Here is a 23,162-nt window from a genome sequence, read left to right on the forward strand (position 1 = left end):
TCTTCCTTCTGAACACGCACCATCAGGATGCGCGGGGGACTATCCCCGAGTAGATTTCAGTCTCGCGCCGGGGCCATCGGCGGAACGGTGCGCGGCTTGCGGTCCTGGTCGGTCGCGACGAACACGAAGCGCGCCTGGGTGACCTTGGTCGCGTCCTCCATGTGGCGGGCGCGCCGCCAGGCTTCGACCTCGATGGTCATCGACGTGTTGCCGACGCGGACGAGGGTGGCATAGACCGACACCTCGTCGCCGACGAGCACGGGGGCGTGGAACTTCATGCCCTCCGCCGCGATCGTGACCGCGCGGCCGCCGGAGTGGCGCGAGGCCACCGAACCCGCCGCCAAATCCATCTGGCCCATCAGCCAGCCGCCGAAGATGTCGCCATACGGATTGGCGTCCGACGGCATGGCGGTGACGCGGATGGTGGGGTGCTGATCGGGCAGCGTGCTCATTGTTCGCTATGCCTCCGGGCCATGCGGTCGGCGATGCGGGCGCGGTGGAGCGGGCCGATGCCCATCGCCACCGTCGCAAGCGCCGCCCCCGCCCCGCACCACCAGATTTCGGTGCGCGCGAGCGGATAGGCCCAGGCGGCGGCCCAGGTCATGACGAGCGCCGCCACCAGCCCCAGGCCGATATAGAACAGCTCGATCCCGACCCGCATGGCCCCCGCCCTGTCCTATCAGGCCAGCATGGCGAGCGGGCGCTCGACCAGTTCCTTGAACACCTTCATCAGCTCGGCGCCATCGGCCCCGTCGATGGCGCGGTGATCGAAGCTGCCGGTCGCCGACATGACGGTCGCCACGCCCAGCTGGTCGTCGACGATGTATGGACGCTTCTCGCCCGCGCCGATCGCCAGGATCATGCCCTGCGGCGGGTTGATGACCGCCTCGAACTGCTTGATGCCGAACATGCCCATGTTCGAGATCGACGCCGTGCCGCCCTGGAATTCATGCGGCTGCAACTTGTTGTCGCGGGCGCGGGCCGCCAGGTCCTTCATCGTGGTCGAGATGGACGACAGCGAGCGCGTATCGGCCTCCGACACGATCGGGGTGATCAAGCCCGCCGGGGTCGACACCGCTACCGAGATGTCGGCGCGCTTGAAGCTGATCAGCTGGTCCGGGGTGAACATGACGTTGCACTTCGGCACCGCCATCAGCGAGACACCCAGCGCCTTGATCAGCATGTCGTTGACCGACAGCTTGACGCCGCGCGATTCGAGACCGGCGTTCAATTCGCCACGCAGCTTCAGCAGCGCGTCGAGACGGATGTCCACCGTCAGATAGATGTGCGGCACCTGCTGCTTCGATTCGGTCAGGCGACGCGCGATCGTCTTGCGCATGTTCGACAGCTTCGACGCTTCGTGCGGGATGTCCGGCACCTGGGCGGGCTTGGGCGCCGCGGCCGGGGTGGCAGCGGTTTCCGCCGGGGCCGAGGTCGACGCGGCGGGAGCGGCGGCCTTGGCCTGGCCCGGCTGCGCGTTCTCGACGTCGGCCTTCACGATGCGGCCGTTCGGACCCGAGCCGGTCAGCGCCGACAGGTCAAGGCCCTTTTGCGAGGCGATGCGGCGCGCCAGCGGACTGGCGATCGCGCGGCCACCGTTGCTGGCCGGCTTGCCCGAATCGGCGGGCTTGCCGTGATCCTCGGCCTGCTCGAGCGTGCGCTCGGCGGGCTTGGCTTCGCTGCCGGTCTTGTTGGGATCGGTCGGGTCGGTCGGCATGGGGTTGGCCGGAGCCGGGGTTTCCGACTTCGAAGGCGCCTGGACCGACGAGGCATCCTCGCCCTCTTCGGCCAGGATCGCGATGACGGTGCCGACCTTCACATTGTCGGAGCCCTCGGAGACGAGGATCTTGGCGATGACGCCTTCGTCCACCGCCTCGAATTCCATGGTGGCCTTGTCGGTTTCAATCTCGGCCATGATATCGCCGGACTTCACCGTGTCCCCTTCCTTCACCAGCCATTTGGCCAGCGTGCCTTCCTCCATGGTCGGCGACAGCGCGGGCATCTTAATCTCGATCGACATGGAGGTCCTCTCGGGGAAAACGAATTCCGTAGCGGCCCGTCTCTTGCGCCCGAATTGCGCTCGGTCAAGTCATGGCCTTGCACGAAATACTAAGTAACGGCATCCGTGGTACACAATTTGGGGGCCGCCATGCGTATCTATCTGGTCGTGATCGACGACAGTCCGGAATCGAAAATCGCATTGCGCTTCGCCGCCCGGCGTGCGGTGAAGACCGGCGGGGGCATCGAAATCCTGACCGTGTTGCCGCCGCAGGAGTTCATCGCGTTCGGCGGCGTCCAGGCGACGATCGAGGACGAGGCGCGCCAGCAGGCCGAGGCGCTGCTCGCCGGCGCGGCGGGAACGATCCTGGACGAATCGGGCCTGCGCCCCTCGATCACGGTGCGCGAAGGCGACGGTCCGAAGGTGATCCGCGAGATCATCGCGGCCAATCCGGACATCGCCGCGCTGGTGCTGGGCGCAGCGGCCAGCGGCGCGCCGGGCAAGCTGGTCAGCCACTTTTCCGGCACCGACGCGGGCGCGCTGCCCGTGCCGGTGATGATGATCCCGGGGTCGCTGACGCCCGAGGCGATCGACCGGTTGAGTTGAAAATAGATTCCTCCCCTGCAAGGGGAGGTGGCAGTCCGCAGGACTGACGGAGGGGTGTCCACGCTAATGGTGACACCCCTCCACCAACGCTTCGCGGCGGTCCCCAGTGGCAGGTCGATCATGCCCCCGGCATGATCTGGATTGCCTGGGAGGCAATCCACCTGCCACTCCTTGCAGGGGAGGAACGCGCGCAGTTACTCCGCCGCCTTGGCCATGTCCTCGAACTCGGCCGCCGCCAGGAAACGCTCGGCGTCCAGCGCGGCCATGCAGCCGGTACCCGCCGCCGTCACCGCCTGACGATAGACCTTGTCCGCCACGTCGCCGCACGCAAACACGCCCGGCACGCTGGTCCGGGTCGATCCCGTCTCGACCGCGATATAGCCGTCCGAATCCAGCTCGAGATGCCCCCGGAACAGCTCGGTCGCCGGGTGATGGCCGATCGCGACGAAGCCGCCCTCGACGTCCAGACGGCTATGCTCGCCGGTCACCGTGTCGAGCAGGTCGAGCGCGACCAGGCCCGCATTGCCGCCGCCGTCGACGAACTCGCGAACTTCCTTGTTCCACAGCACCTTGACGTTCGGATGCGCGAACAGCCGCTCCTGCAGGATCCGCTCGGCGCGCAAGCTGTCGCGGCGGTGGATCAGCGTCACGTCGTCGGAATGGTTGGTCAGGTACAGTGCCTCTTCGACCGCGGTATTGCCGCCGCCGATCACCGCGACCTTCTTGCCGCGATAGAAGAAGCCGTCGCAGGTCGCGCAGGCGGACACGCCCTTGCCCTTCATCGCGTCCTCGCTGTCCAGGCCCAGCCACTTGGCCTGCGCGCCGGTGGCGATGACCAGCACCTCGCCCTCATAGACATCGCCGCCGTCGCCGATCAGGCGGAACGGACGGTTGGTCAGGTCGACCTCCGTGATCGTGTCCCACATCATCCGCGCACCGACATGCTCGGCCTGCTTCTGCATCTGCTCCATCAGCCAGGGGCCCTGGATGACGTCGGCGAAACCGGGATAATTCTCGACATCGGTGGTGGTCGTCAGCTGGCCGCCCGGCTGGATGCCCTGCACCACGATCGGCTGCATCCCCGCACGCGCGCCGTAAATGGCGGCGGAAAGCCCGGCGGGGCCCGAGCCGAGGATGAGCATACGCGTGGTGTGGGTGGTCATGTCCGAATCCTGTGAAACGATTTGCCTCCAGATAGGCGCTGCTCGTCCAAAAATGAACCGCTTCTCATGCGGCCAATCCGCGCCTGCTTCGTTGCGCATTACGAGTGGAGATTTGCCCGATGCGCGACGACGACGATGTGAAGATCACCGAATACACCGCCCCCGCCGGCGGTTGGGGCTCGATGAAGGGCATGGCAAAGATCCTCCCCAAGGAAGGCCTGGGCCCGGAGACGCTCGATACGCTGCGTCGCCAGAACAAGCCCGGCGGGGTGATGTGCGTCAGCTGCGCCTGGGGCAAACCGGCCAAGCCGCACATCGCGGAGTTCTGCGAGAACGGCGCCAAGGCGACCGCGTGGGAACTCAGCAGCTTGCGCGTCACGCCGGATTTCTTCGCCAAGCATAGTGTCAAGGAACTGGAGGCCTGGCCCGACCATGACCTGGAGCAAGCGGGGCGCCTGACCCATCCGATGCGGTACGACCGCGCGTCGGACAAATATGTCGCGGTCAGCTGGGACGAGGCATTCGCCGCGATCGGCGCGAAGTTGAAGAGCTGCGATCCGACCAAGGTGGTGCTCTATGCCTCGGGCCGCGCGAGCCTCGAAACCTCGTTCATGTATTCGCTGTTCGCGCGGATGTGGGGGCAGCAGAACCTGCCCGACAGCTCGAACATGTGCCACGAGACGACCTCGGTCGGCCTGAAGTCCGCCATTGGATCGCCCGTCGCGACGATCCAGATGGAGGATTACGACAAGTGCGACGCGATCTTCTCCTTCGGGCAGAATGTCGCGACCAACGCACCGCGTATGCTCCACAACCTGCAAGCCTGCGCCAAGCGGGGCGTGGAGATCGTGACCTTCAATCCGCTGCGCGAGCGCGGTTGGGAGCGTTTCGCCTCACCGCAGAACCCCGTGCAGATGCTGACCGGCAGCTCGACCGACATCTCGACCCAATATCATCAGGTGAAGGCGGGCGGCGACATCGCCGCGCTGACCGGCATCTGCAAGCTGGTGATCGAAGAGGATGACCGCGCCATCGCCAAGGGTGGCAAGCGCATCCTCGACCATCACTTCATCGAGCAGCACACCACGCGGTTCGAGGATTTCGCCAATTACTGCCGCAATGCCGCATGGAGCGACATCGTCCGCGATTCGGGCCTGACCCGCGATGCGCTGGAACAGTCGGCGCGCGTCTATATGCGGGCCGAGCGGGTGATCGCGGTGTACGGCATGGGCATCACCCAGCATCGCTATGGCATCGACGCGCTGCACATGATCGTGAATTTGCTCCTGCTGCGCGGCAATATCGGGCGCGAGGGGGCCGGGCCGGGCCCGGTGCGTGGGCACAGCAACGTGCAGGGCCAGCGCACGGTCGGCATCACCGAGAAGACCGAACTCGCCCCCGTCGAGCGGCTGAAGGATCTGTTCGAGTTCGAGCCGCCGACCGAAAAGGGCTGGGACACGGTCGAGGCGTGCCGCCAGATCATCGCGGGGACCGCGCAAGGCTTCGTCCAGCTGGGCGGCAATTTCCTGCGCGCCACGCCCGAGCACGCCAAGATGAAAGCGGCGTGGGCGAAGCTCCCTATTACCGTCCATATCGCCACCAAGCTCAACAAGAGCCATTTGGTGCCCGGCGAAGAGAGCTATATCCTCCCCTGCCTCGGCCGGTTGGAGACGGACATGCAGAAGGGCGGTCGCCAGGCCGTATCGATGGAGGATTCGTTCAGCCATATCTATGGCTCGGTCGGCAAGGCGACGCCCGCCGCCGATACGCTGCTGTCCGAACCCGCCATCGTCGCCGGGATCGCCAAGGCGGTGCTGGAACCCAACCCGAACGTGCCGTGGGACGCGTGGGTCGGCGACTATGGCCTGGTCCGCGACGCGATCGAAAATGTCTATCCGGACAAGTTCGCCAACTTCAACGAACGCCTGTTCGAGCCGGGTGGCTTCTGGAAGGGCAATCCCGCCTCGCACCGCCAATGGGAGACGGAGAGCGGCAAGGCCGAGTTCAACGTGCCCCGCGCCATGGATGCCTCGGGCATCACCCCCGCCGAGGGTCGGATGCGGCTGATCACGCTGCGCTCCAACGACCAATTCAACACGACCATCTATGGCTATGACGATCGCTTCCGGGGGATCAGCGGCACGCGGATGGTCGCGATGATGAACAAGGCCGATATCGCGCGGCTGGGCCTGACCGACGGCCAGACCATTGCGCTGGAGGGCGATGCCGATGACGGCGAGGAGCGCGTGGTCGAAGGGCTGCGCGTGGTCGAGTACAACATCCCCGAAGGATGCATCGGCGGCTATTATCCCGAGCTCAACTATCTGATCCCGCTGGAGCATCATGCGCTGGAAAGCCATGTGCCCGCAGGCAAGTCGGTGCCGGTGAAGGTGCGCGCCCAGGCATGAGCATGACGTCATGAGTATATTGGGTGCGGTCCTGACCGGCGGGCGCTCGTCGCGCTTCGGATCGAACAAGGCGATCGCGATGCTGGGCGATCGGACGCTGGTGGCACATGCCCGTGCGACCATCGCCCCGCATTGCGCGCGGGTGGTACAGGTCGGCGGCGTGGACGGGGTGCCCGACATGCCCGCCCCCGGCCTGGGCCCGCTCGGCGGGATTGCGGGCGCGCTGGATTATGCCGCGAGCCATGGCTTTCGCTGCGTGCTGACCATCGGATGCGACATGCCGCGCCTGCCCGAGGGGCTGATCGAGGCGATCCTGCGACGCGAGCCGAGTTATTGCCAGGATGCGCCGGTGCTGGGACTGTGGCCCGCCGCGCTGGGCGCGCATCTGATGGCGCATCTCTCGCTCGGGCGGGATCGTTCGGTGCGCGGCTGGGTACGCGCGATCGGGGCGATCCCCATCGCCTCGCCCGAGCCGATCGCCAATGTGAACACCCCCGCCGATCTCGCCGCGCTGTGAGATGGAAGCGAAGATTCTTGACTGCTTTCCTCCCCTTACAGGGGAGGTGGCAGGGCGAAGCCCTGACGGAGGGGTGTCGCGGCCGGAGAGGCAGAACTTCCCTCGTCACCGGGGACACCCCTCCACCATGCTTCGCATCGTCCCCAGTGGCAGGTCGATCATGCCCCCGGCATGATCTGGATTGCCTGGGAGGCAATCCACCTGTCACTCCTTGCAGGGGAGGAATGGTGTGGAGCGCGACAGAATCGGGTCTTGTTCGTTGAACGCCAACCATGATCCTGCTCGTCCGCTGACGCTGATTCGCCTGTCCCAGGACGGCGCGATAGGTTCGATCGAGCGCGATATTGCCGTCGAATGCCCGGTCGCGATCGAGGTGGACGGCTTCGGCTATGCGGTGATGATGATGACGCCCGAGCGGCTGGAGGACTTCGCCACCGGCTTCCTCCTGACCGAAAGGCTGGTCGACGCACCCGGCGACATTCTCGGCATCGAGCCCTTCGCAGCCGAAAGCGGCTGGATCGTCCGGGTGACGCTGGCGGAGCATCTGCGCGGACGGATGCAGGACCGGGTTCGCCACCGAACCAGCGATACCAGTTGCGGGCTGTGCGGCCTGTCGGGGCTCGAACAGATCGCCCGCCCGGTCACCGGACGCCCCCCCGCGCCCGAGGTGGACGTGGAAACGCTGTTCGCCACGCTCGGCGCCCTGCGCACGCACCAGCCACTCAACGCGCAGACGGGGGCGGTCCATGCCGCCATCGCCTGTGACGCGGCGGGCAAGATTGTCGCAGCGGCGGAGGATGTCGGGCGGCACAATGCGCTCGACAAGCTGGTCGGGATATTGGCGCGCGATACGGTATGGCGCCCCGACTTCCTCCTGGTGACCTCGCGGATCAGCTATGAGATGGTCGACAAGGCGCTGGTGGCCGGGGTCGGTCTGCTGGTCGGGATATCCGCGCCGACCAGCCTGGCGATCGACCATGCCCGCGAGCATGGCCTGACGCTGATCGCGCTGGCCCGGCCCGATGCGATGCTGGTCGCGCACGATCCGCACGGCCGCTTCGCCTGACCGGTCAGCCCGCCGCGAGCCTCCGCATTTCCACCCAGCCAGGCTTAGGAGCGAGATTGGAAGTATCCTGCAAAATCCGGTCGCGCCCGGCCCGCTTGGCGCGGTAAGCCAGCAGGTCTGCTCGAGCAATCAGGCCATCCAGCGTCTCGCCCGCCTGATACCGAACGATCCCACCGCTGACCGTCAGTTCAGGTATGCCCTGCCTGGCAAAGGGCTTCAGCGCGTCGCGAATCGCATCGCCCAACTGCGTCGCCCGATTGTCCGAACCATGGGTGTCGGCATCGGGGATCAGGATGGCAAATTCCTCACCCCCCATACGCACGGTCAGCATGTCCGGCGCGGCCAGCGCCTGCAACACCTGCGCAAAGGCGACCAGCACCGTGTCGCCGGTCGCATGGCCGTGGCGGTCGTTGATCGCCTTGAAATGATCGAGGTCGAGAACCAGGGCATGGAGCCCCTCCCCACGCATCGCCGCTTCCACCAGCATGCGGGGACCGGCCCGGTACAGGCCGCGTCGGTTGGTCAGGCCGGTGAGCGGATCGGTCTCGGCATCGAGGATCGTTTCTTCCAACGCCTTCTGGATCACCAGCAGCATCAGACACAGCCCCGCCGCCACCAGCAGCACGCCGGTGGAGATTTGCGAGATCGCCGCATAGACGGTGCTCAGATAGGATTTCGGCGTAGGCCCCGAGCCGAGCGTGAGCACCAGCCAGGGCTTCAGCAGGAAATGCGCGCCGATCACACCGAAAATACCGATCAGCATGGCCCGGATCGGCCCACCCTGCCCGATCTGACGCGCTGTCAGCATGACGACGAACGACGCGATGGCGAAGGGAAGCTGGAACATCAGCTCATAGGGCAAGGTGTTGCGCGGTCCGTCCGCTATCGCCAGCCGCAGCGCCAGTCCGGCCACCCATAGCAACAGGGTCAGTCGCCATTGCGGACGATGCCCGACAAAGGCCTGTACTCCCGTCGCCATCGTCAGGATGCCGCCGAGGAACACGCCGTAACCCAAGATCGAAAACAGCGCGACCTGATCGGTGTAGAGGACCAGCAGATGGCAGATCGGCGTGAAAAAGCCGAGCAGATAGCTGACCATGAACCAGGCCGCCGCCCGCTGCCGCGAATAGGACAGCGCGATCACGCCGTAGGTCACGACGAAAAGCGCCGCCATGCAGCTATTGGCTATCAAGGCATAGACAGCGGCATTCACGACCTAAGATCCGAAGCTCCTGAAGGACATCGTGACGCAGACCTATTCGGCAGAGGAAAAGGAGAGGTTAAGGCGCACAACAGCACCTGGCCCTCGGGCCCTTTTCCTCTCCAGATGACAGCTACGATATAACAGTCGGGGGCGATATGCCATGCCAGGCAGGTCGTAAATCCGGCAAATTCCCCGATCCAGGTGAGTTATTTCCAACAAAAACGTTATCAGCCGCCGCCAACGCCAGACTTGCCGCACTGGACGGCAAACGTCCGCAAGACTGTTACAGTAGGCAGCGACATGAACCACGGGGCGTGGTCATCGTCGTGAATGCTGAGGGAAATACACCGGGTGGTAGCGAAGGAGGGACTTGAACCCCCGACACGCGGATTATGATTCCGCTGCTCTAACCAGCTGAGCTACTTCGCCATGCTAGGCGTTCCACCCGGTGGAGGCGCGCCTATAGACAGGCTGTTTTCGGGCGTCAAGCGAATAAATGACGTGAAAGCATTTCCCATGGACCGCCGCGATACCACCAGGTGCCCAGACCGATCAGTTCCACGGCACGTGGCCGGAAATCCCGCTCCATCTGCTGGAGAAGCAGCTTGGCGGTGGCGGGCGTCACCTTATTCTGGATCGTCACATGCGCGCGCCATCCGCCCGCGTCCTGCGGGGTCAGCATTCCGGCAAAGGCGTCGACCAGTTCATGGCGTATCGCAACGAGACCGGGCGAATCGATCCGAATCGCCACGCCCCGGCCCAGCGACATCAGCCCGCTCGCCCGCGCATCGGGGGCTCGCACCCCGCGCGTCAGCCCGGTCAGGCGATGCTTCAACTCCGCTTCGGCCGAGGGCGGCAAATGGTGGAACAGCGTGCAATGCGCGTCGAGGACGTTGCGCTCGGGCGGGAAATGCTGGCGGCGCAAGGCATCGAACGTCCCCTGATCGGCGCGGCCGAACAGGGCGGTGACGATAATCGGGGCTGGCGGCTGGTTCAGATTTCCACCTGACTGCCCAGCTCGACCACGCGGTTGGTCGGCAGGCGGAAAAACTCCATCGCGCTCTCGGCGTTGCGCAGCATCCAGGAGAACAGTTTTTCACGCCACATCGACATGCCCGGACGCTCGGCGGCGAGCAGGGTCTGGCGCGACAGGAAGAAGCTGGTGTCCATCATCTTGAACGCGCCGCCCTCCATCTCGACCCGCTTCAGCGCGGCGGGGACGTCGGCTTCCTCCATGAAGCCGAAACGCAGGACGAGGCGGTGGAACCCATGCCCCAGATCGTCGAGCTTCGCGCGATCGCCTTCGGCCCAATAGGGCTGGCTCATGATCTTGACGGTCAGCAGGATGATCCGTTCGTGCAGCACCTTGTTGTGCTTCAGATTGTGGAGCAGCGCATGCGGCACCCCCTCGGGCGAGGAGGTCATGAAGATCGCGGTGCCCGAGACCCGGCTGGCCGCGCCCGCCGCCGAATCGATGAAGATGTGGATCGGCATCGTGCCTTCGCGCAGCCGCTGGATCATCAGCTTGCGACCCGTCGACCAGGTGGTCAGGAAGGTGAAGATGATGAAGCCGATCAGCAACGGCACCCAGCCGCCCGAGGGCACCTTGGTCAGGTTGGCGAGGAAATAGGCGCCATCGACCAGGAAGAACAATCCCAGCAGGGGCAGAGCGGCGTAGAGCGGCCACTTCCAGAGCCGGGTCAGCGCCACGCCCAGCAGGCAGGTGTCGATCAGCATCGCCCCCGTCACCGCGATCCCGTATGCCGAGGTCAGGTTGGACGACGAGCGGAAGAACAGGACCAGCAGGATCACCATCACCATCAACATCCAGTTGATGAGCGGGATGTAGATTTGCCCGGCGGTCGCCGCCGACGTATGCTCGATGCGCAGGCGCGGCATGAAGCCCAGCTGGATGGCCTGCTGCGTGACCGAGAAAGCGCCGGTGATGACCGCCTGGCTGGCGATGACGGCAGCGGCGGTCGCCAGGATCACCAGCGGCAGCTGCAACCCCTCCGGCGCCAGCATGTAGAACGGGCTTTCCAGCGCGGCGGCGCCTTCGCGGAACAGCAGTGCGCCCTGCCCCATATAGTTCAGCATCAGCGCCGGCAGCACGAAGACAAGCCAGGACAGGCCGATCGGCCGCCGTCCGAAATGGCCCATATCGGCATAGAGCGCCTCGGCCCCCGTCACCGCCAGCACGACCGAGCCCAGCGCCAGGAAGCCACGCAGCGGATCGATGAAGAAGAAGCGGACGGCGTGGTGCGGCGACAGCGCCTGCAACACCTCGGGCGTCTGGACGAAGCTCATGACGCCCAGCACCGCGATCACGGTGAAATAGACGAGCATCACGGGGCCGAAGAACAGGCCGACCCGCTCGGTGCCCGAACGCTGGATCTTGAACAGCACGATCAGGATGGTGATCGCGATCGGCAGCACGAAGCCACCGAATGCGGGTGCGGCCACCGCCAGGCCCTCGACCGCGCTCAGGACGGTGACGGCGGGGGTGATCATGCTGTCGCCGTAGAACAGCGCCGTGGCGAACACGCCGAGCAATATGATGCCGCGCGTCCAGCGCCGCGTCTTGGTCTGCCCCGACACGAGCGCGAGCAGCGCCAGGCTGCCCCCCTCGCCCTTATTGTCGGCGCGCATGATGATCGCGACATATTTTACCGACACGACGATCATCATCGACCAGAAGATCAGGCTGATGACGCCCAGGATGTGCGCATTGTCGAGCGGCAGGGGATGGTGCGGATTGGCGAAGGTTTCGCGAAACGCATAGAGCGGACTGGTACCGATATCCCCGAACACGACACCGATCGCCCCCAGCGCGAGGCGGCCCATGCCTTGCGGCGGGTGAGGATAGCTATCCTTGTTCGCGGTGCTGGCGATCCCGGTGGGCGAGACGCTCATGACTGGAGGATCGTGCCGGTGATGGAGAGGATCATCGGCGACATCCGTGGCAACCCTGTGATCATCGCGCCGCCCTAGCATGGCCCCAAAAGGCCAGCAACGCAGGGCCTGGGCGCTTGTTGCATTCGCGCACGATTTCGCGCGGTCGGCGATGCCGCAATGCAACAGTAAGAATTTTGCGGCGGCGCACATCGGCCATCCGGAGCACGCCCCTCCCGCAGGCGGGAGGGGATGGGGAAGGAAAGCTACATGGGCCAGGCTCGGTGAGACCCTTTGCCCTCCCCCGGCCCCTCCCGCCTGCGGGAGGGGAGATAAGCAGTGCCACCCGAAACGGTTCACCTCCCGCCTCCGATCGGCTACGGCACAATCATGGTTAGTCGCACCGCCGTTCAGGCCGCTTCGGAAATCCCGTCCCCGATCGTCACCATCGACGATGTTCGTGCCGCCCATGCGCGCATTTCGGACCGGATCATCCGTACGCCGACGCTGATCAGCCGGACGCTGTCGCAACTGACCGGGGCGACCGTGTATCTGAAGTTCGAGAACCTGCAATTCACCGCCGCCTATAAGGAACGCGGCGCGCTCAACACCCTGCTGCAACTCTCCGATGAAGCCCGCGCCAAGGGCGTCATCGCCGCCTCGGCGGGCAATCATGCGCAGGGTCTCGCCTATCACGCCAACCGGCTGGGCATTCCCGCGACCATCGTGATGCCGCGCACCACGCCGATCGTGAAGGTCGTCCAGACCGAGGGTCACGGCGCGACCGTGGTGCTGGAGGGCGACAATTTCGACGCCGCCTATGCCCATGCCCGCGAGCTGGAGGCCGAGCGCGGCTATACCTTCGTCCATCCGTTCGACGATGCACGGGTGATCGCAGGCCAGGGCACGGTGGCGCTGGAAATGCTGGAGGACGCGCCCGATATCGACACGCTGATCGTGCCGATCGGCGGCGGTGGCCTGATCTCTGGCATCGCGACGGTCGCGGCGGCGGCGGACAGGCCGGTCGAGGTGGTTGGCGTCCAGGCCGAGCTGTTCCCCAGCATGTACAACAAGCTGAACGGCACCGATCTTCCTTGCGCGGGCGATACGCTGGCCGAGGGTATCGCGGTCAAGGTGCCGGGCGGCCTGACCTCGCAGATGGTGGCGCAACTGGTGCGGGAGATCGTGCTGGTCGACGAACGCCATCTGGAGGAATCGGTCAGTGCGCTGCTCCAGATCGAGAAGACCGTGGTCGAGGGCGCAGGCGCGGCGGGCCTCGCGGCGCTGATGTCGCACCCGGAACGCTTCCGGGGGAAGACGGTCGGCATCGTGCTGTGCGGCGGCAATATCGACACCCGCCTGCTCGCCAACGTCCTGCTGCGCGACCTTGCCCGCTCGGGCCGCCTGGCGCGCCTGCGCATCCGGTTGCAGGACCAGCCGGGCGCACTGTTCAACGTCGCGCGCATCTTCGACCGCGAGCGGGTGAACATCATCGAGGTCTATCACCAGCGCGTCTTCACCACCCTGCCCGCCAAGGGGCTGATCACCGATATCGAGTGCGAGACGCGCGACGCGCTTCACCTGCACCGGCTGATCGAGGCACTGCGTGCGGCGGGGTATGAGACGACCCAGGTCGAACTCGCCTGACCGACCTGACCAGGGCGCCGTTTTTTTTGCGATTCGTCCCGTTTCCGAACGATGCTGCCCCATCGCTTCGGACGGGAAGATCGTTAAAGAGGGTTATCGTCTCCCACTCGAAGGAACTGCCCGGCGGTGACCGCGCCTTTTCGTTTCCCGCGCTTCTTCGTCACCAGCCCCGCCCCCTGCCCCTATTTGCCGGGGCGCGACGAGCGCAAGGTGTTCACCGAGCTGAGCGGCGACCATGCCGATGAACTGAACGAAGCGCTGAGCCGCATCGGCTTTCGCCGCAGCCAGGGGGTCGCCTATCGCCCCTCCTGCGCGGGGTGCAGCGCCTGCGTGTCGGTGCGCGTCGTCGCGGGCGGCTTTCGCCCCAACGGGTCACAGCGCAAGCTGCTGCGCCGTCACGCCGATCTGGAAGTCACCGCCTGCCAGCCCTGGGCGACCGCCGAGCAGTTCGCGCTGCTCCGCCGCTATCTGGGCGAACGACATCCGGGCGGCGGCATGGCGGCGATGGACGAGAGCGACTATGCCGACATGGTCGAGCTGTCGCCCGTCCAGTCGGTGCTGGTCGAATATCGCGAGCCGACGGCGGCGGACGGAACGCGCGGGCGACTGGTCGGCTGCTGCCTGACCGACCGGCAGGGCGACGGCCTGTCGATGATCTACAGCTTTTTCGAGACCCAGGATGAAAGCCGACCCGGCCTCGGCAACTTCATCATCATGGATCATATCCTACGCGCCCGCGCGGCCGAGCTGCCCTTCGTCTATCTCGGCTATTGGGTGAAGGGGTCGCCGCGCATGGCGTACAAGACCCGCTATCAGCCGCTGGAGGCGCTGACCGTGCGTGGCTGGGCCCCCTTCACCGGCGACAGCCCCACCCCCATCGCGCCGCCGCCGGTCGAAACCGCGATCGAGGCCGGGGAAGCCTGACCGAGGATTGATGCTTTCCCATTCCTCCCCTGTAAGGGGAGGTGGCAGGGCGAAGCCCTGACGGAGGGGTGTCGCGCTATCGAGAGGGGTGACACCCCTCCGACGCGCTTCGCGCGCCACCTCCCCTTGCAGGGGAGGAAGGAGGGACGTCACCCATACCGGGTCTACTGCACCGCCACGTCCGCCAACGCCACATCCCGCCACGCCTCGCCCGACACCGCCGTCGCTCCGGCAGCATCCAATGCGACGGCGACCCGGACGTGGCGCTCCTGTGGGCTGAGGCCGATGCTGGGATCGAAGCCGATCCAGCCCAGCCCCTCGACATAGGCCTCCGCCCAGCAATGCGCCGTGGCGGTCGCCGCATCATGCAGCGCCGCAAAGCCCGAGACGAACCGCGCAGGGACGCCCAGCGACCGCGCCGCCACGCAGAAGATATGCGCGAGATCGCACGCGCCCACCGCCTCCGAAGCAAAAGCCGCCGCCGCGTCGGTTGCGGAGCTTCGCGCGTCACTGGCAAAACGGCGGTGGAGCGCGGCATTCACCGCATGGAGCGCCGCCAGGCTGCTGTCCGCGCCGCTTATCGCCTCTTCGGCAAAGGCCGCGATCGCCGCATCGGCGGGCGTCGCCGGGGTCGCGCGCAGGAAAAGCGCGGGCGGCAGCGTCTCGGTGGTCCCGCGCACCAGGCCATGCGCGTCGCTGGTCAGCACTTCGCCGGTCGCGGTGATCGTCACCGTCTCGGGCGCGTCCTGGATGTAGAGCATGGTGACGGCATTGCCGAACCCGTCCTGCCCGCGCCGCAGCCGCGCGTCGCAGTCCACATCGATATGCCAGTTGGCCACCGTCTGATCGTCGTAATTCTCCGGCGTCAGGCGCAGCATCTGGACCATCGTCGGCCGACCCGGCTTCGGGCGGTGGACGATCTGGTGCTCGATCGCGATGCGCATCAGGCGAACTTGAACTGACGGCCGATGGCGCCGTGCAGCTGGGCATTCTCCTGGATAAAGGCTTCGAGGAACTGGTGAAGCCCGCCTGCGATCACATCCCCCGACCGCGTCTTCGTCATCCGGTTTGCCCGCAATCTCGCCATGCGATCCGCCTCCCCATGCTGCCCCGTTCGCCGGGCAAGCTGCCCCAGCACGTCCACCGTTTCCTCGACCGACGCCGCCAGACTGCGCGGCAATTCGGTGCGCGCGATCAGCAGGTCGATGACGTTGGCGGGCTTCAGCCCGTCGGAATAAAGCCAGCGATAGGCGGTGACGGCGGACACGGTCTGGAGGATCGTCGTCCACTGGTCGCGATCGACGACGCCGCCGATCCGCTCGCCCGCTGGCAGCAGGATGTGATATTTCACGTCGAGCAGCCGCGCAGTATTGTCCGCGCGCTCGACCGCCTGGCCCAGCCGGATGAACCAGGTCGTCTGGTTGCGCAGCATCCGGTGGACGGCGCCCTCGAAACCGCGTGTCTCGTTCTTCACCGCCTCGACCAGGCCCAGGACAGCGGTCGGATCGTCGGCGGCGGGCTTGGCCTCGAAATGCAGCCAGGCGCGATTGATCGCGCTCCACGCCTCGCGGGTCAGCGCGGTGCGCACGGCACGGGCGTTGGTCCGCGCCATGTCGACACAGCGCACGATCGAGCCGGGGTGGCAGGTCTCGACCGTCAGGAAGCGCGCGACCTCGCGACGGCGCAACTCGCGCCCGCCCTCGGCAAAGGCGCTGGCGGTATCGGTGACGGCGAGAGCCGAGCCCCAAGCGGCCAGCCCCGCCGAGCGCGGCGACAGCACGTCGAGCCGAACGGTCGCCTCGACCAGCCGGGCGATGAAATCGGCCCGCTCGAAATAGCGGCCCAGCCAATAGAGCGAGGATGCGGTCCGCGAGAGCATCAGCGCACTCCCTGCGTCTGGATCTGAGACTGTTGGCCCTGCACCTGTACCCAGCTTTCGGGTTCGGGATGAAGCAGGACGAAACTGTCCTTGGTGCCGCCACCCTGGCTGGAATTGACGACCAGCGAGCCCTCACGCAGCGCGACGCGGGTCAGGCCGCCGGGGGTCACTTCCACGCCGTTGCGGCCCGTCAGAACGAAGGGGCGAAAATCGACATGGCGCGGCGCGACGCCGCTTTCGACCAGGGTCGGCACGGTGGACAGCGCCAGCGTCGGCTGAGCGATATAACGATGCGGCTCGGCGATCAGCGCGGCACGAAAATGCTCGATCTGGGCCTTGGTCGCGGTCGGGCCGACCAACATGCCATAGCCCCCCGACCCGTCGACCAGCTTGACCACCAGTTCGTCCAGATGGTCGAGTACATAGGCCAGCGCCTCGGGCTCGCGGCAGCGCCAGGTCTCGACATTCTTCAGCTTGGGTTCGGCACCCGAATAATAGCGGACGATATCGGGCATATAGCTGTAGATCGCCTTGTCGTCGGCGATGCCGTTGCCCGGCGCGTTGAGGATGGCGACATTGCCCGCCGCATAGGCCGCGATCAGGCCGGGCACGCCCAGCATCGAATCGGGGCGGAAGACCAAGGGATCGAGGAAATCGTCATCGACCCGGCGATAGATGACATCGACCTTCACCCGGCCCGCGATGGTCCGCATCCAGACGATGTCGTCGTCGACCACCAGATCGGCCGCCTCGACCAGCTCGATCCCCATCGAATCCGCCAGGAAGCTGTGTTCGTAATAGGCGGAGTTGAAATGGCCCGGCGTCAGCACGACGCAGGTCGGCTCGGCCACGCCATGCGGCGCAACCGACTTCATCGTGGCGAGCAGCCGGTCGGGATAGCTGTCGACCGCCGCCACCCGGAACTGGCGGAACAGTTCGGGGCAAAGGCGCAGCATCGCCTCGCGGTTCTCCAGCATATAGCTGACGCCCGAGGGCGTGCGGGCATTGTCCTCCAGCACGAAGAAATCGTCCGGGCCGGTGCGGACCAGATCGATGCCGCAGATATGCGCCCACACGCCATGAGGGGGTCGCATCCCGGCAATCTCGGGCCGGAACTGCGGATTGCCGAAGATCAGGTCGGGCGGCAGGATGCCGTCGCGCAGGATCTTTCGCTCACCGTAAATGTCGTCGAGAAAGGCATTGATCGCCTCGACCCGCTGCACCAGCCCTTCGGACAGGCGCGCCCACTCGTCGGGCAGGAAGACGCGCGGCACGATATCGAACGGAATGATCCGCTCGGCCGCGTCGCTTTCGCCATAGACGGCGAAGGTAATGCCCAGCTGGCGAAAGGTCGCCTCGGCCGACTGCTGGCGGCGGCGGAGTTCGCTATCGGGGGTGTGATCGAGCCAACGTTGAAGCGCGGATAATTCGGGGCGCGGCATATCCTTGCCAGCGGCCCCCATGATTTCGTCGAACGCGGCAATAGTCCCCATCCGGTCGTTACGCTCCCCCCAGTGTTCCGGTTCCATGCTGCACCGCAGGAAGGGGGTGCGCAAGGGGGAAACACGATCCTCCCCGGCACGGGGAGGGGGACCGCCGCGAAGCGGGGGTGGAGGGGGATTGCCACGCATGACTCGCTGTGTGGATAGCCCCCTCCACCAGCTTCGCTGGTCCCCCTCCCCGTGCCGGGGAGGATTTTACGCCCCCAGCTTCTCCAGCATCGACGGGGTCAGCACCTGCGGCAGGACCTGCGGCGCTTTCGCCCCCGGCGCGTAATAGAGGTATAGCGGCACCCCGGCGCGGTTATGCCGCTCGATAAAGCGTCCCAAAACCGGATCGCCATCGGTCCAGTCGCCGACCAGCACCGCCACCTTGTTGTGCGCGAACGCGTCGCGCACCGAGGACCGCTCGATCGCGGCGGCCTCATTGACCTTGCAGCTCAGGCACCAGTCGGCGGTGAAATAGGCGAAGACCGGGCGGTTCTGTTTGCGCAGATCCTCGAGCTTCGCCTCGGTGAAGGCGGTATCGGCGCTTGTCTTGGCCACCGCAGCGGCGGGCTTGACCGTCACGACGATTGCCACCGCCAGCACCAGCGCCACGACAGCGGGCCAGCCCGCCCGTCCCTTGCCGCCATGCTGGCGAAGGCCCGTCCACCAGAAGCCCAGCGAGGCGATCAGTGCGGCGGCAAGGCCCAGCGTCATGCCGGTCACCCCCGCCTCCTGCCCCAGGATCCACGCCAGCGCGAGCGCGGTCAGGAACATCGGCACCGACAGGATATGACGAAGCCACACCATCCACATGCCCGGCTTGGGCAGACGTCGCCGCAGGGCCGGCACGAAACCGATCGCGAGGAAGGGCAAGGCGATGCCGATGCCCAGTCCCGCAAACACCGCCAGCGCGGCGGCGGCGGGCAGGACCAATGCCGCCCCCAGCGCCCCGGCCATGAACGGCCCCGAACAGGGTGTCGCGACGAACGCCGCCAGCGCACCGGTCGCGAACGATCCCATCGCCCCCGAGCGTCCGGCGAAAGCAGGGGTCGGCAGCTCGAACAGCCCGGCCAGGTTAAACGCGATGCCCGCGACCAGCAGCAGAAGGATGCCGATCACGCGCGGGTCCTGAAGCTGGAATGCCCAGCCCGCGCTCTGCCCGCCCGCGCGCAACGCCAGCAGCACGACGCCCAAGCCGACGCACACCAGCACGACGCCCGCCGTATAGGCCAGCGCCTCGGTCCGGGCGTGCCGCTCGTCCCCGCCGCCCTTGGCGAGGCTCAGCGCCTTCAGGCTCAGGATCGGGAAGACACAGGGCATGATGTTGAGCAACAGCCCGCCCAGCACCGCGCCCAGAAACGCCAGCACAATTGCGCCGAAACCGCGATCCGTCCCGCCGCTTCCCGTTCCGGCGATGGCGCCCGGCTTGGCGGCAAACGACAGCCCCTGCCCCTCGCCAATGGACAGTACGCCCGACACCGGGCCCGGCGTCGGCACGGCGGCGACGGGCATGGTCAGGATCAGCTGGTCGCCGCTGCGCGTCATCACCTGCGGCGCGGCATGGTCGATGATGCCGCTGCGTTCAGGGTAGAAATAGGCGTCCTTGACCGCGACCGACGCGGGCAAGGGCACCGCGATCCGCACCTGCTTGCCTTGCGTCTCGATCACCCCGTCGCCGCCAAGCGGCTTGGGCAGGGCGGCGCGCCACCGGTCGAACTCGGTGCGCGTGGCGGGGTCGATTGCGCCGTCACCGACCGTCAGCTTCGTCGACAGCGTCTGGCTCTCGGGAACGCAGATGGTGTCGGTGCAGACCAGATAGTCGAGCTTCACCGTGATCGGCAGCGGCGTACCCTTCGCCATTCCGGCGGGGACCGACAGATCGACGAGCAGCGTGAAGGGCCGCTCATAGACATAGTTCATCAGCCCGGCGATCTTTAGTCGTCCGGGCACCGGATAGCGCAACTCCCCCGCGCCCGCGCCGCCGGGCAGCGTCCAGTGCGCCTCGGTCGGCAGGCCCGCATCGCCGCCATTCTTCCAATATCCGTGCCAGCCCTTGTCCGGCGTCGCGACGATGGCCAGCGTGGTGCGACCGCCCGCCGCCGGGGTTTCGCTTTCGGCGACCAGCCGCATCGCCAGGTGGATGGCACCGGGCGCAGGCGCGCTCTCCGCCATGCCGGGGCCTGTCGCCACCAGCATGAACAGAGCCGTCATCAGGATGTAAAACCAACCGCGCATCGACCTTGCCCTAACCCGCTTTCGCGTTCCATAGCGCCCCTGTCCCTGCTTTGCACCAAGGTTGCCCATGAACTCCCTGACTGCCGCGCTCCTGGCCTCCGCCGCCCTGATTTCCAGCTCAGCGTTCGCCGCGCCCGCCGCCCATGCCCAGACCGCCAGCCCCGCCCCCGGTGCCGCGCCTGCGCCGGTCGTCACGCTGCCGGGCACGCCGCAGCCACCCTTTCCCGCGACGCCGCCCAAGCTGATCGTGGCGATCTCGGTCGACCAGTTCTCGGCCGACCTGTTCCAGCAATATCGCAACCACTTCACCGGCGGCATGGCGCGCCTGCTGACCGGCGCGGTCTTCCCCTCGGGCTATCAGAGCCATGCCGCGACCGAGACCTGCCCCGGCCACTCGACCATCCTGACCGGCTATCGTCCCGCGCACACCGGGATCATCGCCAACAACTGGGTCGACCAGTCAGTGAACCGCCCGGACAAGATCGTCTATTGCTCGGAGGACGAAAGCGTCGCGGGCATGGACCACAACAACTATATCGTCTCGGACAAGCATCTGAAGGTCCCCACGCTGGGCGAGCGGATGAAGACCGCCGATCCCCGCGTGCGCACCGTCTCGGTCGCGGGGAAGGACCGCGCCGCCGTGATGATGGGCGGCCACAAGATGGACGAGATCTGGTGGTGGGACGGAAAGACCTATGTCTCCTATGCAGGACGCGCCGTACCGCCGGTCGTCGAACGCACCCGCAAGGCGGTGGCCGACCTGATCGCCCGGCCGCAGGACGCCATGCCGCTGCCCGGTTTCTGCAAGCCGCTCGACCGGCCGATCACCGTCGGCAGTCAGACGCTGGGCACCGGCCGGTTCCAGCGCGCGGCGGGCGACCTGAAGGCGTTCCGCGTCTCGCCCGCCGCCGATGCGGCGGTGCTGGCGATGGCGGCGGGCTTCGTCCAGGACATGAAGCTGGGCCAGGGGCCGCAGACCGACATCCTGTCGGTTGGCCTGTCGGCGACCGACTATATCGGCCACGCGCTGGGCACCCAGGGCGCCGAGATGTGCATCCAGATGGCCGAGTTGGACCGTTCGCTGGCGGGCTTCTTCGACGTGCTCGACGCGACTGGCGTGGATTATGAGGTGATGCTGACCGCCGATCACGGCGCGCACGACATGACCGAGCGCCAGCAGATCCGCGCCATGCCGATGGAAAGCCATATCGCGCCCGAGGCCAAGACCAAGGCGATGTCGGCCGCGATTGCCAAGGCGATGGGCCTGCCCAATGATCCGCCGCTCATGATGAGCGCCGAGGGCGACATCTATATCAACGCCGCCCTGCCCGCCGCGACCCGCGCCAAGGTGCTGGCGGAGGCCAAGCGCCGCTACGAAGCGCTGCCGCAGGTCGCCGCCGCGCTGACCCGCGACGAGATCGCGGCGACGCCCTGGCCGACCACACCGCCGGAGACCTGGACGCTGAAGGAAAAGGCGCGTTCCTCCTATGACCCGGCCCGCTCGGGCGACCTGCTGATCCTGCTGCGCCCCCGTGTTACCACGATCGAAGAACCGGCCCCCGGCTATGTCGAGACGCATGGCTCGCCCTGGGACTATGACCGCCGCGTGCCGATCCTGTTCTGGCGCAAGGGCATGGCCGGGTTCGAGCAGCCGCTGTCGGTGGAGACGGTCGACATCGCCCCGACGCTGGCGGCGACGATCGGATTGCCGATGCCGGGCGTGGACGGACGTTGCCTGGACCTCGATCCGGGCGCGGCGGATACGTGTAAGCGGTAAGTATCTATTCCTCCCCTTGCAGGGGAGGAATTCGTTAGGCGCGCTCGACCCTATACTCGATCGGCTTGAAGCTCCCCCCATTGGACGCGGGTGCCGAGCATGCCGTCAGCCCGATCACCAGGTCCATGTGCGCCACGAAGCGGATATGGTCCCCCGCCTTGCTCAAAGGGGGCAGCACCTCCAGCTTGCCGGTCGTCCCATCGATCGGCACGTTCATGAAGCAGTTGAAGGCCACCGGGATCCGGTCAGGCGTGACGCCATAAGGCTCCAGCGCCGCCGCCAGATTGCCGAAGCACCCGCGATGGCGCGGCAGGTCGGGATAGAAATGGTCGAACGTATCGACCGAGCAGGGCGTCAGCAGGAAGTCATGCATCCCGACCTGATCCTCGACGATCTCCAGCATCACCCGCGACCGGTTGGAATAGAGCTTGTGCCCCGTCGTCAGCCGGATCGTCTCGGCATAGTCGAGCGTGCGACCCGATGAGATCACCTCGTCCAGGTCATCGGCATTGAAGGCGAGCAGATCAGCCACCTGCCGCCCGCGCGGATCGATCACGGTCAGGCTGTCGCCCTTGGCCATGCGGAACGCGTCGCCGCTGCGCGGGGGGATTTCCACGGTCCGGCTGCTCATGGCTTGGCCTCGCTCGCACCGCCCGCATAATGGAAGGGACAGCGCCAGCCTTCCTCGACCACGCGGCCGCTATACTGGCGGGCTTCGCTCAACTCGCCATGGCGGGCGAGCATCGGATTGCGCGAACCCGCCAGTGCCTCGTCGCGCATCAGGATCTTCTCGCGCATCGTCTCGTACTTCCCCTGCGCACGCAGGATTTCGAACTGGTCGTGCAGATTGAAGATCATGGCCGGGCGCGGGAAGCGGCGCGCGGGGCGGCTGGCATTCGGGTGTAGTCCCACGACGAAAAACGCCTCGCCACCAAAGGACAGCGAGAAATGCGGATCGTCGGGATCGGCGCTGACTCGCCTGTCCCAATCCTGGCCCAGCCAGACATCCTTGTCCGACAGCGACTGGATACGCGACCAGACCGCCCGCTCGAACGCGGCTTCGTCGAGCGTTTCCGGCCCGGCAAAGACCACGGCGAGGCTGCGGAAGAGCTGCGGCTCGGCCCGGTAACGCTCGGCGAAACGGCGCAGGCAGTCGTGAATGCGCAGATCGTCCCAGGCGCTGGCGATGTCACGCGCGCCCAGGATTTCGAGCGTCCCGCGCGCCATCGCCGCCTTTGCGCCGACGCAAGGGAAATCGGCCTGCGCAATATGGGCGCGAAGCATGGCGGAGGATTCCGGCTCGCTGGGGTCTTGAGCGGGAAAGAGGCTGCTGATCGTATCTGACATGGGATGACTCA

Annotated in this window: 20 protein-coding genes and 1 tRNA gene; 7 read left to right on the forward strand and 14 right to left on the reverse strand. The window is 66.4% G+C overall.

Annotation, left to right across the window (positions count from 1 at the left end; all coding sequences use genetic code 11):
- Positions 1-56 precede the first annotated feature (56 nt).
- Genes ACWKSV_RS08470 through ACWKSV_RS08480 form a run of 3 tightly spaced genes read right to left on the reverse strand, consistent with a single transcriptional unit; the run spans position 57 to position 2,020 of the window.
- Positions 57-452: an acyl-CoA thioesterase gene (locus tag ACWKSV_RS08470; RefSeq protein WP_056434259.1), complete on the reverse strand. Its 396-nt coding sequence runs from the start codon at positions 450-452 to the stop codon at positions 57-59.
- Positions 449-661: a hypothetical protein gene (locus tag ACWKSV_RS08475; RefSeq protein ID WP_058743830.1), complete on the reverse strand. Its 213-nt coding sequence runs from the start codon at positions 659-661 to the stop codon at positions 449-451. The genes ACWKSV_RS08470 and ACWKSV_RS08475 overlap by 4 nt, the downstream gene beginning before the upstream one ends.
- Positions 662-679: 18 nt before the next feature.
- The gene (locus ACWKSV_RS08480) at positions 680-2,020 is read right to left on the reverse strand and encodes a pyruvate dehydrogenase complex dihydrolipoamide acetyltransferase (RefSeq protein WP_191864555.1); all 1,341 of its coding nucleotides are present in this window, start codon (positions 2,018-2,020) and stop codon (positions 680-682) included.
- Positions 2,021-2,149: 129 nt separating this feature from the next.
- Between ACWKSV_RS08480 and ACWKSV_RS08485 the strand changes: the two genes are divergently transcribed.
- Positions 2,150-2,605, forward strand: coding sequence for a universal stress protein (locus ACWKSV_RS08485; protein ID WP_058743832.1), 456 nt, complete (start codon positions 2,150-2,152; stop codon positions 2,603-2,605).
- Between the two features lie 194 nt (positions 2,606-2,799).
- Here the strand turns inward: ACWKSV_RS08485 and trxB are convergent, their stop codons facing one another.
- The gene (gene trxB / locus ACWKSV_RS08490) at positions 2,800-3,768 is read right to left on the reverse strand and encodes a thioredoxin-disulfide reductase (RefSeq protein WP_076717013.1); all 969 of its coding nucleotides are present in this window, start codon (positions 3,766-3,768) and stop codon (positions 2,800-2,802) included.
- 119 nt (positions 3,769-3,887) lie between these two features.
- On the opposite strand from trxB, the gene ACWKSV_RS08495 reads away from it, so the two are divergent.
- The 3 genes from ACWKSV_RS08495 to fdhD all read left to right on the forward strand — a co-directional run bounded on the left by ACWKSV_RS08495 (position 3,888) and on the right by fdhD (position 7,759).
- A complete protein-coding gene (locus ACWKSV_RS08495) occupies positions 3,888-6,176 on the forward strand; it encodes an FdhF/YdeP family oxidoreductase (protein ID WP_076717015.1) in 2,289 nt (762 codons plus the stop codon).
- A gap of 10 nt (positions 6,177-6,186) precedes the next feature.
- Entirely contained in the window at positions 6,187-6,693 is a 507-nt protein-coding gene (mobA, locus tag ACWKSV_RS08500; RefSeq protein WP_076717016.1) for a molybdenum cofactor guanylyltransferase, read from the forward strand.
- 259 nt (positions 6,694-6,952) lie between these two features.
- The gene (gene fdhD, locus ACWKSV_RS08505) at positions 6,953-7,759 is read left to right on the forward strand and encodes a formate dehydrogenase accessory sulfurtransferase FdhD (protein WP_076717018.1); all 807 of its coding nucleotides are present in this window, start codon (positions 6,953-6,955) and stop codon (positions 7,757-7,759) included.
- A gap of 4 nt (positions 7,760-7,763) precedes the next feature.
- Here fdhD and ACWKSV_RS08510 read toward each other — a convergent pair whose 3' ends face one another.
- The 4 genes from ACWKSV_RS08510 to ACWKSV_RS08525 all read right to left on the reverse strand — a co-directional run bounded on the left by ACWKSV_RS08510 (position 7,764) and on the right by ACWKSV_RS08525 (position 11,807).
- Positions 7,764-8,933, reverse strand: coding sequence for a GGDEF domain-containing protein (locus ACWKSV_RS08510; RefSeq protein ID WP_076717020.1), 1,170 nt, complete (start codon positions 8,931-8,933; stop codon positions 7,764-7,766).
- 382 nt (positions 8,934-9,315) lie between these two features.
- Positions 9,316-9,392, reverse strand: a tRNA-Met gene (locus tag ACWKSV_RS08515).
- Positions 9,393-9,447: 55 nt separating this feature from the next.
- Positions 9,448-9,888, reverse strand: a complete 441-nt coding sequence (locus tag ACWKSV_RS08520) for a 2'-5' RNA ligase family protein (protein WP_483666918.1) — start codon at positions 9,886-9,888, stop codon at positions 9,448-9,450.
- A gap of 68 nt (positions 9,889-9,956) precedes the next feature.
- Positions 9,957-11,807, reverse strand: a complete 1,851-nt coding sequence (locus ACWKSV_RS08525; protein ID WP_380773165.1) for a potassium transporter Kup — start codon at positions 11,805-11,807, stop codon at positions 9,957-9,959.
- A gap of 438 nt (positions 11,808-12,245) precedes the next feature.
- Between ACWKSV_RS08525 and ACWKSV_RS08530 the strand changes: the two genes are divergently transcribed.
- Both ACWKSV_RS08530 and ACWKSV_RS08535 read left to right on the forward strand, forming a co-directional pair.
- Positions 12,246-13,502, forward strand: a complete 1,257-nt coding sequence (locus ACWKSV_RS08530; RefSeq protein ID WP_056434274.1) for a threonine ammonia-lyase — start codon at positions 12,246-12,248, stop codon at positions 13,500-13,502.
- Between the two features lie 126 nt (positions 13,503-13,628).
- Positions 13,629-14,426, forward strand: a complete 798-nt coding sequence (locus ACWKSV_RS08535) for an arginyltransferase (RefSeq protein ID WP_056434276.1) — start codon at positions 13,629-13,631, stop codon at positions 14,424-14,426.
- Positions 14,427-14,590: 164 nt separating this feature from the next.
- Here the strand turns inward: ACWKSV_RS08535 and ACWKSV_RS08540 are convergent, their stop codons facing one another.
- The 4 genes from ACWKSV_RS08540 to ACWKSV_RS08555 all read right to left on the reverse strand — a co-directional run bounded on the left by ACWKSV_RS08540 (position 14,591) and on the right by ACWKSV_RS08555 (position 20,027).
- Positions 14,591-15,370 (reverse strand): transglutaminase family protein, encoded by a 780-nt coding sequence (locus ACWKSV_RS08540; RefSeq protein ID WP_076717024.1) that lies wholly within the window; start codon positions 15,368-15,370, stop codon positions 14,591-14,593.
- Entirely contained in the window at positions 15,370-16,305 is a 936-nt protein-coding gene (locus ACWKSV_RS08545) for an alpha-E domain-containing protein (protein ID WP_056434280.1), read from the reverse strand. The genes ACWKSV_RS08540 and ACWKSV_RS08545 overlap by 1 nt, the downstream gene beginning before the upstream one ends.
- A complete protein-coding gene (locus ACWKSV_RS08550) occupies positions 16,305-17,798 on the reverse strand; it encodes a circularly permuted type 2 ATP-grasp protein (RefSeq protein WP_076717025.1) in 1,494 nt (497 codons plus the stop codon). The genes ACWKSV_RS08545 and ACWKSV_RS08550 overlap by 1 nt, the downstream gene beginning before the upstream one ends.
- A gap of 204 nt (positions 17,799-18,002) precedes the next feature.
- Positions 18,003-20,027 carry a protein-disulfide reductase DsbD family protein gene (locus ACWKSV_RS08555; protein ID WP_076717027.1) on the reverse strand — a complete coding sequence of 675 codons (2,025 nt, stop codon included), beginning with the start codon at positions 20,025-20,027 and terminating at the stop codon, positions 18,003-18,005.
- Between the two features lie 67 nt (positions 20,028-20,094).
- On the opposite strand from ACWKSV_RS08555, the gene ACWKSV_RS08560 reads away from it, so the two are divergent.
- Entirely contained in the window at positions 20,095-21,804 is a 1,710-nt protein-coding gene (locus tag ACWKSV_RS08560; RefSeq protein ID WP_076717029.1) for an alkaline phosphatase family protein, read from the forward strand.
- Positions 21,805-21,838: 34 nt separating this feature from the next.
- Here the strand turns inward: ACWKSV_RS08560 and ACWKSV_RS08565 are convergent, their stop codons facing one another.
- Positions 21,839-22,435: a DUF1989 domain-containing protein gene (locus tag ACWKSV_RS08565; RefSeq protein ID WP_076717030.1), complete on the reverse strand. Its 597-nt coding sequence runs from the start codon at positions 22,433-22,435 to the stop codon at positions 21,839-21,841.
- Positions 22,432-23,151 (reverse strand): guanitoxin biosynthesis heme-dependent pre-guanitoxin N-hydroxylase GntA, encoded by a 720-nt coding sequence (gntA, locus tag ACWKSV_RS08570; RefSeq protein ID WP_056434287.1) that lies wholly within the window; start codon positions 23,149-23,151, stop codon positions 22,432-22,434. Before gntA ends, ACWKSV_RS08565 begins: the two co-directional genes overlap by 4 nt.
- Positions 23,152-23,162 lie beyond the last annotated feature (11 nt).

This window comes from Sphingomonas sp. SphC10 (assembly GCF_057004845.1).

What these genes read in the sequence shown, in the direction of transcription:
- ACWKSV_RS08470 (WP_056434259.1), bottom strand. Translation starts at nt 452, where the DNA reads ATGAGCACGCTGCCCGATCAGCACCCCACCATCCGCGTCACCGCCATG.
- ACWKSV_RS08475 (WP_058743830.1), bottom strand. Translation starts at nt 661, where the DNA reads ATGCGGGTCGGGATCGAGCTGTTCTATATCGGCCTGGGGCTGGTGGCG.
- ACWKSV_RS08480 (WP_191864555.1), bottom strand. Translation starts at nt 2,020, where the DNA reads ATGTCGATCGAGATTAAGATGCCCGCGCTGTCGCCGACCATGGAGGAA.
- ACWKSV_RS08485 (WP_058743832.1), top strand. Translation starts at nt 2,150, where the DNA reads ATGCGTATCTATCTGGTCGTGATCGACGACAGTCCGGAATCGAAAATC.
- trxB (WP_076717013.1), bottom strand. Translation starts at nt 3,768, where the DNA reads ATGACCACCCACACCACGCGTATGCTCATCCTCGGCTCGGGCCCCGCC.
- ACWKSV_RS08495 (WP_076717015.1), top strand. Translation starts at nt 3,888, where the DNA reads ATGCGCGACGACGACGATGTGAAGATCACCGAATACACCGCCCCCGCC.
- mobA (WP_076717016.1), top strand. Translation starts at nt 6,187, where the DNA reads ATGAGTATATTGGGTGCGGTCCTGACCGGCGGGCGCTCGTCGCGCTTC.
- ACWKSV_RS08510 (WP_076717020.1), bottom strand. Translation starts at nt 8,933, where the DNA reads ATGGCGGCGCTTTTCGTCGTGACCTACGGCGTGATCGCGCTGTCCTAT.
- ACWKSV_RS08525 (WP_380773165.1), bottom strand. Translation starts at nt 11,807, where the DNA reads ATGGGCCGCCTCGCGCTGGGGGCGATCGGTGTCGTGTTCGGGGATATC.
- ACWKSV_RS08530 (WP_056434274.1), top strand. Translation starts at nt 12,246, where the DNA reads ATGGTTAGTCGCACCGCCGTTCAGGCCGCTTCGGAAATCCCGTCCCCG.
- ACWKSV_RS08540 (WP_076717024.1), bottom strand. Translation starts at nt 15,370, where the DNA reads ATGCGCATCGCGATCGAGCACCAGATCGTCCACCGCCCGAAGCCGGGT.
- ACWKSV_RS08545 (WP_056434280.1), bottom strand. Translation starts at nt 16,305, where the DNA reads ATGCTCTCGCGGACCGCATCCTCGCTCTATTGGCTGGGCCGCTATTTC.
- ACWKSV_RS08550 (WP_076717025.1), bottom strand. Translation starts at nt 17,798, where the DNA reads ATGGGGACTATTGCCGCGTTCGACGAAATCATGGGGGCCGCTGGCAAG.
- ACWKSV_RS08555 (WP_076717027.1), bottom strand. Translation starts at nt 20,027, where the DNA reads ATGCGCGGTTGGTTTTACATCCTGATGACGGCTCTGTTCATGCTGGTG.
- ACWKSV_RS08560 (WP_076717029.1), top strand. Translation starts at nt 20,095, where the DNA reads ATGAACTCCCTGACTGCCGCGCTCCTGGCCTCCGCCGCCCTGATTTCC.
- ACWKSV_RS08565 (WP_076717030.1), bottom strand. Translation starts at nt 22,435, where the DNA reads ATGAGCAGCCGGACCGTGGAAATCCCCCCGCGCAGCGGCGACGCGTTC.
- gntA (WP_056434287.1), bottom strand. Translation starts at nt 23,151, where the DNA reads ATGTCAGATACGATCAGCAGCCTCTTTCCCGCTCAAGACCCCAGCGAG.